The 13,121-nt window shown below is 68.3% G+C and carries 13 protein-coding genes and 1 rRNA gene; all 14 read left to right on the top strand.

The genetic code is table 11. The features are described 5' to 3' along the window. Positions 1-87 (top strand): 5S ribosomal RNA (gene rrf, locus ACIPV5_RS13405); the annotation flags it as partial. A gap of 217 nt (positions 88-304) precedes the next feature. Next, a complete protein-coding gene (locus tag ACIPV5_RS13400; protein WP_400341227.1) occupies positions 305-1,657 on the top strand; it encodes a hypothetical protein in 1,353 nt (450 codons plus the stop codon). After that, positions 1,543-2,610, top strand: a complete 1,068-nt coding sequence (locus tag ACIPV5_RS13395; RefSeq protein WP_400341226.1) for a hypothetical protein — start codon at positions 1,543-1,545, stop codon at positions 2,608-2,610. Before ACIPV5_RS13400 ends, ACIPV5_RS13395 begins: the two co-directional genes overlap by 115 nt. After that, positions 2,610-3,647 (top strand): HAD-IIA family hydrolase, encoded by a 1,038-nt coding sequence (locus ACIPV5_RS13390; RefSeq protein WP_400341225.1) that lies wholly within the window; start codon positions 2,610-2,612, stop codon positions 3,645-3,647. Before ACIPV5_RS13395 ends, ACIPV5_RS13390 begins: the two co-directional genes overlap by 1 nt. A gap of 63 nt (positions 3,648-3,710) precedes the next feature. After that, entirely contained in the window at positions 3,711-3,887 is a 177-nt protein-coding gene (locus ACIPV5_RS13385; protein ID WP_320488823.1) for a hypothetical protein, read from the top strand. Further along, positions 3,884-4,681, top strand: a complete 798-nt coding sequence (locus ACIPV5_RS13380) for a TlyA family RNA methyltransferase (protein ID WP_400341224.1) — start codon at positions 3,884-3,886, stop codon at positions 4,679-4,681. Before ACIPV5_RS13385 ends, ACIPV5_RS13380 begins: the two co-directional genes overlap by 4 nt. Then, a complete protein-coding gene (locus ACIPV5_RS13375; protein ID WP_400341223.1) occupies positions 4,678-5,592 on the top strand; it encodes an NAD kinase in 915 nt (304 codons plus the stop codon). The genes ACIPV5_RS13380 and ACIPV5_RS13375 overlap by 4 nt, the downstream gene beginning before the upstream one ends. Further along, positions 5,589-7,280, top strand: coding sequence for a DNA repair protein RecN (gene recN / locus ACIPV5_RS13370; protein ID WP_400341222.1), 1,692 nt, complete (start codon positions 5,589-5,591; stop codon positions 7,278-7,280). The genes ACIPV5_RS13375 and recN overlap by 4 nt, the downstream gene beginning before the upstream one ends. Before the next feature lie 17 nt (positions 7,281-7,297). Then, positions 7,298-9,016 carry a CTP synthase gene (locus ACIPV5_RS13365; RefSeq protein WP_053096852.1) on the top strand — a complete coding sequence of 573 codons (1,719 nt, stop codon included), beginning with the start codon at positions 7,298-7,300 and terminating at the stop codon, positions 9,014-9,016. A 14-nt stretch (positions 9,017-9,030) separates the two neighbouring features. Next, positions 9,031-9,609 carry an NUDIX hydrolase gene (locus ACIPV5_RS13360; RefSeq protein WP_053099170.1) on the top strand — a complete coding sequence of 193 codons (579 nt, stop codon included), beginning with the start codon at positions 9,031-9,033 and terminating at the stop codon, positions 9,607-9,609. Positions 9,610-9,611: 2 nt separating this feature from the next. Then, positions 9,612-10,514 carry a site-specific tyrosine recombinase XerD gene (xerD, locus tag ACIPV5_RS13355; RefSeq protein ID WP_400341220.1) on the top strand — a complete coding sequence of 301 codons (903 nt, stop codon included), beginning with the start codon at positions 9,612-9,614 and terminating at the stop codon, positions 10,512-10,514. Positions 10,515-10,670: 156 nt separating this feature from the next. After that, positions 10,671-11,504, top strand: coding sequence for a ParA family protein (locus ACIPV5_RS13350; protein WP_053099169.1), 834 nt, complete (start codon positions 10,671-10,673; stop codon positions 11,502-11,504). Positions 11,505-11,628: 124 nt separating this feature from the next. Further along, positions 11,629-12,447 carry a ScpA family protein gene (locus ACIPV5_RS13345; protein WP_295105834.1) on the top strand — a complete coding sequence of 273 codons (819 nt, stop codon included), beginning with the start codon at positions 11,629-11,631 and terminating at the stop codon, positions 12,445-12,447. Beyond that, positions 12,437-13,051 (top strand): SMC-Scp complex subunit ScpB, encoded by a 615-nt coding sequence (scpB, locus tag ACIPV5_RS13340; protein ID WP_053096848.1) that lies wholly within the window; start codon positions 12,437-12,439, stop codon positions 13,049-13,051. The genes ACIPV5_RS13345 and scpB overlap by 11 nt, the downstream gene beginning before the upstream one ends. Positions 13,052-13,121: the final 70 nt, after the last annotated feature.

Here is a 13,121-nt window from a genome sequence, read left to right as displayed (position 1 = left end):
GTTTACATTCCGAACCCGGAAGCTAAGCCTCACAGCGCCGATGGTACTGCAGGGGGGACCCTGTGGGAGAGTAGGACACCGCCGGACTTCTTTTAAGCAAATGGCCACCCATCGTTGGGTGGCCATTTTGCGTTAACAACATCTAGAACAGGGAGCATCATGCCGGAAGAGGAAGAGCGCCGTCCGCGTCGCAACGACGACCAGGGATCGCGCAGTAACCGACCTTCCGGAGGACGCTCGGAACAGAATCGCAGCAGCGGTCCGCGTCGCGACGACGCACCCCGCCGCGAGGGCGGTTACAGTCGTGACGGAGGAGCCCCCCGTTCTGGTGGGTACAACCGCGACAACCGCGATGGTGGCGCTCCCCGTTCCGGCGGCTACAGCCGCGATGGTGGTGCCCCCCGTTCTGGTGGGTACAACCGCGATAACCGTGATGGTGGCGCTCCCCGTTCGGGCGGCTATAACCGTGATGGTGGCGCTCCCCGTTCGGGCGGCTATAACCGTGATGGTGGTGCCCCGCGCACTGGTGGGTACAACCGTGATAACCGTGATGGTGGTGCTCCTCGCACTGGTGGGTACAACCGTGATAACCGTGACGGTGGTGCTCCTCGCACTGGTGGGTACAACCGTGACAGCCGTGATGGTGGCGCTCCCCGTTCGGGCGGCTATAACCGCGATGGGGGGGCCCCGCGCACTGGTGGGTACAACCGTGATAACCGTGACGGCGGCGCTCCGCGTTCGGGCGGTTACAACCGTGACAGCCGTGACGGCGGCGCTCCGCGTTCGGGCGGTTACAACCGTGACAGCCGTGATGGTGGCGCTCCGCGTTCGGGCGGTTACAACCGTGACAGCCGTGATGGTGGCGCACCCCGTTCGGGCGGCTACAGCCGTGATGGTGGTGCTCCTCGCACTGGTGGGTACAGCCGTGACAGCCGTGATGGTGGTGCTCCTCGCACTGGTGGGTACAACCGCGACAATCGCGATGGTGGTGCTCCTCGCACTGGTGGGTACAACCGCGATAACCGTGACGGTGGTGCTCCTCGCACTGGTGGGTACAACCGCGACAGCCGCGATGGTGGCGCTCCGCGTTCGGGCGGTTACAACCGTGACAGCCGTGACGGTGGCGCTCCTCGTACGGGCGGTTACAACCGTGACAGCCGTGACGGTGGCGCACCTCGTACCGGTGGCTACAACCGTGAAGGTGGCGCACCTCGTACCGGTGGCTACAACCGTGACGGTGGTGCTCCCCGTACCGGTGGGTACAACCGCGACAACCGTGATGGTGGTGCTCCGCGTTCGGGCGGTTACAACCGTGACAGCCGTGACGGTGGCGCACCTCGTACCGGTGGCTACAACCGTGAAGGTGGCGCTCCCCGTACCGGTGGGTACAACCGTGACAGTCGCGACGGTGGTGCTCCTCGCTCGGGCGGCTACAACCGCGATAACCGCGATGGCGGGCCCCGCACGGGTGGCTACAACCGCGATGACCGCGCGCCGCGGCAGGACCGCGACTCGTCGCGCTCGTACCCGCAGCGTGGGGGAGTGGACCGTGAGCGTCCGGTGCAGGCAGCGGGCGATCGTCCTCGCTTCAACGACCCGCACATCCCCGATGACGTCACGGCCCGCGACCTGCACACGTCGGCGCGCAATGAGCTGAAGACCCTGAGCAAGGAGAACGCCGACCTCGTCGCTCGTCACCTCGCGATGGCGTCGCGTCTCATCGACGAGGATCCCGCCCTCGCTCATGAGCACGCTCTCGCAGCATCCCGCCGTGCCGGCCGCATTGCGATCGTCCGCGAGACCCTCGGGATCACCGCCTATGCGACCGAGGACTTCGCTCTTGCGCTGCGTGAGCTGCGCACGTACCGCCGCATCTCCGGCAAGGACGATCAGATCGCCCTGATGGTCGACAGCGAGCGGGGCATCGGCCGCCCCGACCGTGCGCTCGAGACCGGTCGCGCTGTCGACCGGACCGCTCTGACCACGCCCGTCCGTGTCTCGCTGGCGATCGCCATGTCGGGTGCACGTCTGGATCAGGGCGACCTCGAACTCGCGCTCGGCGAACTCGAGATCCCTGAGCTCGACCCCGACCGCGCATTCGAGTGGAGCCCCGCACTCTTCGCTGCGCGCGCCGCCGTGCTCGAGGACCTGGGGCGCACCGACGAGGCAGAGTTCTGGGCGCATCGCGCCGAGGTCGCTGCGGAAGCGCTGGGCGTCGACGAAGCCGGTGATGAGGAGATCATCATCGAAGACGGTCTCATCGAAGGTGACTTCGATGACGACCATGCTGAAGACGGCCGGTCCGATTCTGGGTCTGACGATTCTGGGTCTGACGATTCTGGGTCTGACGATTCTGGGTCTGACGATTCTGGGTCCGACGATTCTGGGTCTGACGATTCTGAGTCCGACCTGGAGCCCGCCGAGTCCGACGAGACCATGGCGGCTGCAGATGCTGAAGAGGCGGACACCGAGTCCGATATCGAGCCGGAACCATCGATCGACGACGAGGTGCGTGAGCTACTCGGCGAGGGCGAGGCCGAGGACGAGGACGGCGACCCCGCCGACACCGACGCGAAGCGCACAGCATCCGAGCCCTCTGAGGAGGCGTAGTGGGGCTGTTCTCCAAGAAGCCCGCGCTGCGCACGCCGCTCGACGGTGTCGACGCCGTGCTCGCTGACCTGGATGGCGTCGTCTATGCGGGCCCTGGCGCGCTGCCCTACGCGGTGGAGAGCCTCAACGCGGCCGGTGAGACCGCGAGACTCGGTTACATCACGAACAACGCGTCGCGCACCGACGCGTCGGTCGCCGAGCACCTCAGCAGCCTGGGTCTCGACGTCGCCCCGGCTGATGTCATCACCAGCCCGCAGGCCGCCATGCGGCTGCTCGCCGGGATCGTGCCCCCTCCGGCGATGCTGCTGATCGTCGGGGGAGCCGGGCTCGTGGACGAGGCCGAGAAGGCCGGTTACACGGTGACTCGCAGTGCTGAGGATGCTCCGGATGCGGTCGTGCAGGGCTTCGCCCCTGAGGTCGCCTGGACGGACCTGGCAGAAGCGGCATTCGCCCTGAAGCTCCCCGAGGATGAGGGCGGCATCCCGTGGATCGCCACCAACACCGACTGGACGATCCCGCGCGAACGCGGCGTCGCCCCGGGCAACGGGACGCTCGTGTCCGCCGTGCACACGGCGATCGGCCGGCTCGCGACAGTCGCAGGCAAACCGGAGACTCCGATCTTCGAGGAGGCCACGTCGCGCTTCGGCGCGACGAAGCCGCTGTTCATCGGCGACCGTCTCGACACCGACATTCTCGGGGCGGTCAGGGCGGGTATCGACTCCGCGCTGGTGCTCACGGGCATCGACCGGCCGAAGCACGTGCTCGCGGCACCGGAAGGATCCCGTCCGACGTACATCCTGAGCGATCTGCGGGAACTGCACCAGCCGTACCCGGAGGTCACGTCCAAGGACGGCGTCTATTCGGTCAACGGCGCGTCTGTGCGCGTCACCGGTGCGGATGTCGAGATCATCGCCGAGGGCGAGGCGCAGATCGATCTGCTGCGCGCCGGGGCCGCCGCGATCTGGGCTTCCGGGACACCGGTGTTCGTGCTTCGCGTCCCTGAGCGCCTCTACGACGACCCCTTCCACCGGCCCTGACGGGCAGCCGGGCCCTCGCCGTGGCTCCGCCGACGTGTCGGCCCTGCCGCGTACAGTAGAAGCGTGAGCGAAGAGACGACGGACGCACCGACCGATGGTCTGTGGAGTCGCCTGCGCCTGATCGAGGGGCAGCCTCTCGCTGCCAGAGCAGACGCGTACTCCGGGCTGCATGACGAGCTGTCCCGCCGCCTCGACAGCGGCGCGAGACTCGATCAGCGCGATGCGCCGGGCGCCCGATGACGCGACTTGACGCTGCCCTCGCCGCGCGAGGACTCGCCCGCTCCCGCACCCACGCCGCAACCCTGATCGCTGACGGTCTGGTGAGCATCGACGGCCGACCGGTCGTGAAGGCGTCGATGCCTGTCAGCGATGAGGCCGAGATCTCCGTCGCGGGTGCCGACCACTATGTCGGTCGCGGCGCGCACAAGCTGGTCGCCGCGCTCGACGGTTTCGGCATCTCTGCCGAAGGGCGTCTGGCGCTCGACATGGGAGCCTCCACCGGTGGCTTCACCCAGGTGCTGCGTGAGCGCGGAGCGCGCCGTGTGCTGGCCGTCGACGTCGGACACGATCAGATGGCCGCTGTCGTGGCATCCGATCCCGGTGTGGTGCGCGTCGAGGGGTACAACGTCCGATACATGACCCCAGAGAACCTGCGGGACGTGACCGGGGAGGACGCAGCTCCCGACCTCATCGTGGGCGACCTCTCGTTCATCTCGCTCGAGCACGTCCTGCCGGCCGTCGCGAGCGTGGCAGCGGCGGGATCCGACATCGTGCTGCTGGTCAAACCCCAGTTCGAGGTCGGTCGAACGGCCGTGCGCGGGGGACTGGTCACAGACCCCGCCACGCGCGCCGACGCCGTCGCGCGGACGGCGTGGAGCGCTTGGGACGCGGGCCTCGGCATGCTCGGCATCCTGTCCTCCCCGATTCTCGGGACCCACGGGAACACGGAATACCTTCTGCACCTCGCACCGGGCCGCGGCAGTGATCCGTCAGAATGGTCGGACCGCATCAACGAACTGACAGGGAGACGATGAACGAGCGCAACATCCTGGTCGTCGCCCATGCCGGCAGGGAAGACACGGTCGAAGCGGCCCTCCGCGTGGTCGATGCGCTGCGTGGCGCGGGGGCGCGCCCCGTGCTCGCCGCCGACGACAGCCTCGACCTGCGTGCCGTCGATGCCCGCTTCGCGGATGTCGACGTGCTCGGCGAGACGGTGCAGCAGGAGCAGCTCGAGCTCGCGATCGTCCTGGGCGGCGACGGCACGATCCTGCGAGCCGCCGAGCTGGTGCGCGGCTGCGCGGCTCCCGTGCTCGGGATCAACATGGGCCACGTCGGATTCCTCGCGGAGATCGACCGCGATGACATGGATGCCGCCATGCGCCGCGTCATCGACCGCGACTACGAGGTCGAAGAGCGTCTCGCGCTGTCCGTCCGGGTCAAGGACGTCGACGGCGAGGTGGTCTACGAGACGTTCGCCCTCAACGAGGCGACGGTCGAGAAGGCGAGTCGGGAGCGCATGATCGAGGTCGTGCTCGAGATCGACGGACGCCCCCTCTCGAGCTTCGGATGCGACGGAATGGTCGTGTCCACTCCGACCGGGTCCACGGCCTACAACTTCTCCGCGGGCGGTCCGGTCATCTGGCCGAGCGTCGAAGCCATCGCGGTGGTGCCGCTCTCGGCGCACGCGCTCTTCGCCAAGCCGCTGGTGGTCAGCCCCGATGCCGCCGTGGCCATCGAGATGCTCGAAGGCACGTCCGGCGCTGGCATCCTCTGGTGCGACGGGCGACGGTCCCACGACCTGCCGCCGGGGGCCCGAGTCGTCGTGCGGCGATCATCGCGCCCCGTGCGCCTCGCGCGTCTGCACCCGACCGCGTTCACCGATCGTCTGGTGCGCAAGTTCCAGTTGCCGGTCGCGGGATGGCGCGGGCAGGGGGCAACCTCATGATCGAGGAGATGCGGATGCAGGGACTCGGCGTGATCGCCGACGCCGTAATGCCTCTCGGGCCCGGATTCACCGCGATCACAGGTGAGACCGGTGCCGGCAAGACGATGGTCGTGACCGGCCTCGGCCTTCTGCTCGGTCAGCGCGCCGATTCCGGAGCGGTGCGTGCCGGTGCCACCCAGGCCTCGGTCGCGGGCGTGTGGATCGTCCCCGAGACCGGCGACGTCGCGGACATCGTGGCAGACGCCGGCGGCGAGCTGGAACCCGCCGGTTCCGGTGCCGCAGAGCTGTACGTCTCACGCACGCTGAGCGCCGAGGGACGCAGCCGTGCGAGCGTCGGAGGACGCGCGGCGCCGGCGGGTGTGCTGTCGGCCCTGGCCGAGGAGCTGGTCGTCGTGCACGGTCAGTCCGAGCAGCTCAGGCTGCGCTCTGCCGCTGCGCAGCGCGATGCGCTCGATCGCTTCGGAGGAGCGTCGATCGCCCGGGCGCTCGACGCCTACGCATCGTCGTTCACCCGGTGGCGCGAGCTGGATTCCGAGATCGCGGACATCACCGAGAACCGTGATCGCCGAGCCGACGAGGCCTCCCGGCTTCGGGAGGCACTTGCTCTCATCGAGGCTGCCGCCCCGGAACCGGGCGAGGACGTCGAGCTGTCGGCACGGGCCGAGCGCCTGGCGAACGCCGAGGAGCTGCGCCTCGCGGCCTCGCTCGCCCACGGCGCGCTCTCGAACGAAGAGGGCGAGCCCGACGCATCCGCGTTGATCGCCGAGGCGCGTCGCGCGCTCGAACGGGTCTCCGACGCCGCGCTCACCGAGATATCCGCGGGCCTCGCCGACATCGGCTACCGGATCGCCGACATCGCCGGACAGCTCTCCGCCTACCTCGCCGATCTCGACGAATCGGGACCGCACGAGCTCGCGGCGGTCGAAGAGCGGCGCGCGGCACTGAGCACGCTCATCCGTGCGCACGGTTCGCTGGACGAGGCTCTCGAGCTGTGGCAGACCGGATCGACCCGGCTCGCCGAACTCGAAGACGACGGCGAGCGGCTCGCACGCCTCGAGGCCGAACGGGACGCCGCTCGTGCAGAGCTGGATTCCCGGGCCGAGGCACTGACCGCGGAGCGCACCGCAGCCGCAGCACGACTGGGCGTCGCCGTGAGCGATGAGCTGCACGAGCTCGCCATGCCGGACGCGACTCTCGAGGTCGCGGTCACGCCCGGGGCGGAGAGCGCTCACGGCCGCGACGACGTCGCCATCCTGCTCGCGCCCCACCCCGGTGCCGAACCCCGCTCCGTCTCGAAGGGGGCATCCGGCGGTGAGCTGTCGCGCGTGATGCTCGCCATCGAGGTCGTGATCGCCGGCACCGACCCCGTGCCGACCTTCGTCTTCGACGAGGTCGATGCCGGCATCGGCGGTGCGGCGGCGATCGAGGTCGGCCGACGACTTGCCCGACTCGCAGAGAAGTCGCAGGTGATCGCCGTGACCCATCTGGCTCAGGTCGCCGCGTTCGCCAACAACCACCTCTCCGTCGTGAAATCCCACGACGGAGCAGTCACCGCATCGAGTGTCCGCCGTCTCGAAGGCCAGGAGCGCGAGGCCGAGATGGCCCGACTGCTGTCCGGATTGACCGATTCGGATGCCGCGATCACCCACGCCCGAGAACTTCTCAGCCTCGGCGCCCTCACCTCCTGATAGGATCGAAGCCCGTGATGAACTCTTCTTCTGCGGGGCCCAAGAACGACACGACCAAGCACATCTTTGTGACGGGTGGTGTCGTTTCGTCTTTGGGTAAGGGGCTCACTGCCGCAAGCCTCGGCAACCTCCTCACCGCACGCGGACTCCGCGTCGTGATGCAGAAGCTCGACCCGTATCTCAACGTCGATCCGGGCACGATGAACCCGTTCCAGCACGGTGAGGTCTTCGTCACGGATGACGGTGCCGAGACCGACCTCGACATCGGCCACTACGAGCGCTTCCTCGACATCAACCTGTCGCAGGCGGCGAACGTCACGACCGGTCAGATCTACTCGCAGGTCATCGCCCGCGAGCGTCGCGGCGAGTACCTCGGCGACACCGTGCAGGTCATCCCGCACATCACCGATGAGATCAAGCGCCGCATGCGTCTGCAGGCGACCGAGGATCCTCGCCCCGACGTGATCATCACCGAGGTCGGCGGAACGGTCGGCGACATCGAGTCGCAGCCGTTCCTCGAGGCCGCTCGTCAGCTGCGTCACGAGCTCGGACGCGACAGCGTGTTCTTCGTGCACGTCTCGCTGGTTCCGTTCATGGGCGCATCCGGTGAGCAGAAGACGAAGCCGACCCAGCACTCGGTGGCGGCCCTCCGTCAGGTCGGCATCCAGCCCGATGCCCTCGTGCTCCGCAGCGACCGGCCTGTGAGCGAGAGCAACCGCAACAAGATCGCACTCATGTGCGACGTCGACGCCGAGGGCGTCATCAACACGGTCGACCTGCCGAGCATCTACGACATCCCCTCGACGCTCAACGACCAGGGGCTCGATTCGTACATCGTGCGCCGCCTCGGACTCGACCAGAAGGCTGCCGACGAGGTGGACTGGTCGCGCTGGAGCAAGGTCCTCCACGCCGTGCACAACCCGAAGCACGAGGTCACCATCGGCCTGGTCGGCAAGTACATCGACCTGCCGGACGCCTACCTCTCGGTGACCGAAGCGCTGAAGGCCGGCGGTTTCGCACAGGAGACCAAGGTCAACATCCGCTGGATCCCGTCGGACCGCTGCGAGACCCCCGAGGGCGCCCGCGAGCAGCTCGCCGCACTCGACGGCATCTGCGTTCCCGGTGGCTTCGGCATCCGTGGGATCGAGGGCAAGCTCGGTGCGCTGAAGTTCGCGCGCGAGCAGGGAATTCCGACCCTCGGCCTCTGCCTCGGCCTCCAGTGCATGGTCATCGAATACGCCCGTGATGTCGCCGGCATCGAGGGCGCGTCGTCGAGCGAGTTCGACCCCGAGACGACCGAGCCGGTCATCGCCACGATGGCGGAGCAGATCGAGATCCTCGACGGTGGAGACCTGGGTGGCACGATGCGGCTCGGCCTCTACAAGGCGGCGCTGGCGGAGGGCTCCCTGGCGAGCGAGCTGTACGGCGGCCCCGAGGCGTCGGAGCGTCACCGCCACCGCTACGAGGTCAACAACGCCTACCGTGCGCGTCTCTCCGAGGCCGGTCTGGTCTTCTCGGGTCTCAACCCCGAGCTCGACCTGGTCGAGTACGTCGAGCTCCCGCGGGACGTCCACCCGTACTACATCGCCACCCAGGCGCACCCGGAGCTCCGCTCGCGCCCGACCGACCCGCACCCGCTGTTCCGTGGCCTGGTCGGGGCTGCGATCGAGCGTCACCGCTCGAGCGAGCTCTTCGACGTCGAGGCCGATGCCGAGTTCGGCGAAGCAGTCGCCTGAGCGTGGCGAAGCCCATGTCTGAGTTCGATGAGCTGAGAGACGAGCCCTTCCAGCCGGAGGTTCTGCAGAGTGACCTCGTCTACGAGGGTGCCGTCTGGAATGTGCGCGACGACCGTGTGCGTTACGGCGACGGGGAGATCCGCCGTCAGTATGTCGCGCACACCGGCGCCGTAGCGATCCTCGCGCTCGATGACCAGGGTCGCGTACTGCTGATCCAGCAGTACCGGCACCCGATCCGTCACCGCGACTGGGAGCTGCCGGCAGGTCTGCTCGACATGCCGGGGGAGGAGCCCCTCGCGGCAGCTCAGCGCGAGCTGGCGGAGGAGGCCGATCTCGTCGCGGCGCACTGGGAGCCGCTCGTATCGTCGTGGACGACCCCGGGTGGCAACGACGAGGTCATCCACGTCTTCCTCGCGAGTGGTGTGTCGACGGCGAACGAAGCACACGCGCGCGTGGACGAAGAGGCTGACATCCGCGTGGAGTGGGTGCCGCTCGATGCCGCGGTCGCCGCGGTGCTCGACGGGCGGATGCGCAACGGCATCCTCAGCATCGGCGTCCTCGCGGCCGCGCAGAGGCTGCGCGACCGGAGCTGAGCATGCAGCTCGACCGAGCGTTGGACACGTATCTGCGCCACGTCACGATCGAGCGCGGTCTCAGCGAGCACACTATCTCCGCGTATCGACGCGACCTGGACATGTATCTGGAGTGGCTCGTGTCCGAGGGGGTGACGGACACCGCTGAGATCAGCCCGGCGGTCGTCGGACGCTTCATCGCCGATCGCTCCGGGGCCGATCCGGCTCCTGCGGCGACGAGCCTCGCCCGCCTGCAGTCGTCGGTGCGCGGATGGCACCGGTTCCTGGCGCGTGAAGGGATCGAACCGGATGACCCGAGCGGCCGTCTCCGTCCGCCCAAGGCCCCGCGGCGTCTGCCGAAGGCGCTGACGATCGACCAGGTCGAGAGCCTCCTCGGCGCCCCCAGCGCGGAGGATCCGCTGGGCATCCGTGACCGGGCCCTGCTCGAGCTGCTCTACGCGACCGGCGCTCGTGTGTCGGAGGCCGTCGGGCTCGACGTCGACGACCTCGCTCATGGCGATGTCCTGCGCCTCCGCGGCAAGGGGTCGAAGGAACGTATCGTGCCGATCGGCTCGTTCGCCCGCGCAGCGGTGGACGCGTACCTCACCCGGGTCCGTCCCGGGCTCGCAGTGAAGGGTCGGGCGTCGGCGCGGCTGTTCCTCGGCGCGCGCGGTGCGCCCCTGTCGCGCCAGAGCGCCTGGCTGGTCATCCGCGCGGCCGCGGAGAACGCGCACATCACCGCCGATGTCTCACCGCACACGCTGCGGCACTCGTTCGCCACGCACCTGCTGCAGGGCGGCGCAGACGTGCGCGTCGTGCAGGAGCTGCTCGGACACGCCTCGGTCGCGACGACCCAGATCTACACGCACGTGTCTGTCGACACGCTGCGCGACATCTACGCGACGTCGCACCCTCGCGCCCGGTGAGCCGAGCTGCGGCCAAAACGCGGGATCGCCGCGGCCGAGGCGTGGAACCCTCCGGGCGATCGGTAGACTCGATCAAGCACGAAACGAGCAGGAGAATCGGTGGCTGAGAACGCGGCGAAGTCCAGGGCGAAGACGTCGAAGACCGACGACACCCCCATGGGACCCACCGGGCGTCCCTATCACGGCTTCGCGACCCCTGCTCCTCTCGCCTCGCATGGTCCGGCCCGCATCATCGCCCTCTGCAATCAGAAGGGCGGCGTCGGCAAGACCACGACCTCGATCAACCTCGCCGCGGCCCTCGCCGAATATGGCCGGAAGGTCCTCGCGGTCGACTTCGACCCGCAGGGCGCACTGTCGGCAGGTCTCGGCATTCAGACGCACGATGTGCCGACGATCTACGATCTGCTGCTCGACACCAAGCGCGACGCACATGATGCGATCGTGCACTCGGGTGTCGAAGGCCTCGACGTCATGCCGGCGAACATCGACCTGTCGGCCGCTGAGGTGCACCTCGTGAACGAGGTCGCCCGCGAGACGATCCTCGCCCGTGTCCTCCGCCAGGTCGCGGGGGAGTACGACGTCATCCTCATCGACTGCCAGCCCTCGCTCGGTCTGCTGACGGTCAACGCGCTGACCGCCGCTCACGGCGTCATCATCCCGCTCGAGTGCGAGTTCTTCGCGCTTCGCGGTGTGGCGCTGCTGATCGAGACGATCGACAAGGTGCGCGACCGCCTGAACCCGTCGATCACCATGGACGGCCTCCTCGCCACCATGTACGACCCGCGCACCCTGCACTCGCGTGAGGTTCTCGAGCGTGTGGTCGAGGCGTTCGGGGACGACGTCCTGGAGACCGTGATCGGTCGAACCGTCAAGTTCCCCGATGCATCGGTGTCCGGTGTGCCGATCACCGAGTTCGCTCCGGAGCACGCTGCCGCGCAGGCGTACCTGCGACTGGCGCGGGAGCTGGTCGCCCGTGGCGCTGTCGCCTGAGCTCGAGCCGCCAGACACCCCGGCTCAGTCCGTCTCGCCTCAGTCCGTCTCGCCTCAGTCCGTCTCGCCCGTTCAGTCCGTCTCGCCCGTTCAGTCCGTCTCGCCCGTTCAGTCCGTCGCGGACATCGGCTCAGACATCGCTGACACCGCACTGCCGGCGGATCCCGGGTTCCGCGTCTCCCTGTCGAACTTCGACGGCCCGTTCGACCTTCTGCTGAACCTCATCTCGAAGCACGAGATGGACATCACCGAGGTGTCGCTGAGCGCCGTCACCAACGAGTTCATCGCTTACCTCAAGGAGCTCGACGACGACGAGGAGCTCGATCAGGCGTCCGAGTTCCTGGTGGTCGCAGCGACGCTGCTCGACATGAAGGTGGCGGGACTGCTGCCTCAGGGCGAGCTGGTGGATGCCGAAGCCGTCGCTCTCCTCGAAGCACGTGACCTCCTCTTCGCGCGACTCCTGCAGTACCGCGCCTTCAAAGAGGTCTCGGCGTGGTTCGCCCGATGCCTGCAGCGCGAGGACCGTCGGCACGTGCGTGCTGTCCGGCTGGATGAGAAGCACAGGCGAAAGACCCCAGAGCTCGTGTGGTCGCTCAGCGCGGATGACTTCGCCGCGCTCGCGCTCCTCGCGTTCGCGCCGAAGGAGATCCCGCATGTCGGCCTCGATCACCTGCACGCTCCGCTCGTCAGCATCCGCGAACAGGCCGCGATCGTGGTCACTCTGCTGCGCGCGGCGGAGTCCGTGAGCTTCCGCGAGCTGGTCGCGGGTGTGAGCGAGCCCGGGATCGTGGTCGCTCGGTTCATCTCCGTGCTGGAGCTCTACCGGCACGCCGCACTCTCCTTCGAGCAACTGGAACCGCTCGGCGAGCTCACGCTGCGCTGGGCAGCCGACTCCTGGTCGGACGAGACACTGGCATCCCTGGGAGCCGACTATGACCGATGACACCGTTGACGCAGTGACCGGAGCCGTGACCGAGCCGGCCGTGCGTGACACGCCTCTCTCCGAGCGCATCGAGGCGATCCTGCTGATCATCGACGAGCCGATCGGACTCGTCGCTCTCGCCGCTGCCGTCGGATCACCGGTCGCTGCCGTCCGACAGACGATCGAGACGCTGGTCGACGATTACGACGGCAAGGGTCACGGACCGCGACGGGGTTTCGAGCTGCGTGAGGTCGGCGGGGGCTGGCGCCTGTACGTCCGGGAGGATCACGACGACGTCGTCGCGGAGTTCGTCGGGGGACAAGCGCCGGCACGACTCTCGCAGGCGGCGCTCGAGACGCTCGCGGTGATCGCCTACAAGCAGCCCGTCACGCGCAGCCAGGTGGCGTCGATCCGCGCGGTGAACGTCGACTCCGTCGTGCGGACGCTCCTCGCACGAGGTCTCATCACCGAGCTGTTCGCGGACTCCGAGACCGGCGCCATCAACTACGGCACGACCGACGCTCTGCTGCAGCACCTGGGCATCAACTCGCTCGACGAGCTGCCCCCCATCTCTCCTCTGCTCGACGACGGCGCGGACGGCTTCGACGAAGGGACCATCCGATGATCTCGGTCGTCCTGACGGCGGCGACCGGCCGCGTCGGCACGACGCGCAGGATCAGTTTCAACGAAGGGAC

The sequence above is a fragment of the Microbacterium sp. NPDC090014 genome (genome assembly GCF_044748285.1).
Classification (GTDB): domain Bacteria; phylum Actinomycetota; class Actinomycetes; order Actinomycetales; family Microbacteriaceae; genus Microbacterium.
This window is presented reverse-complemented; position numbering and strand designations above follow the sequence as displayed.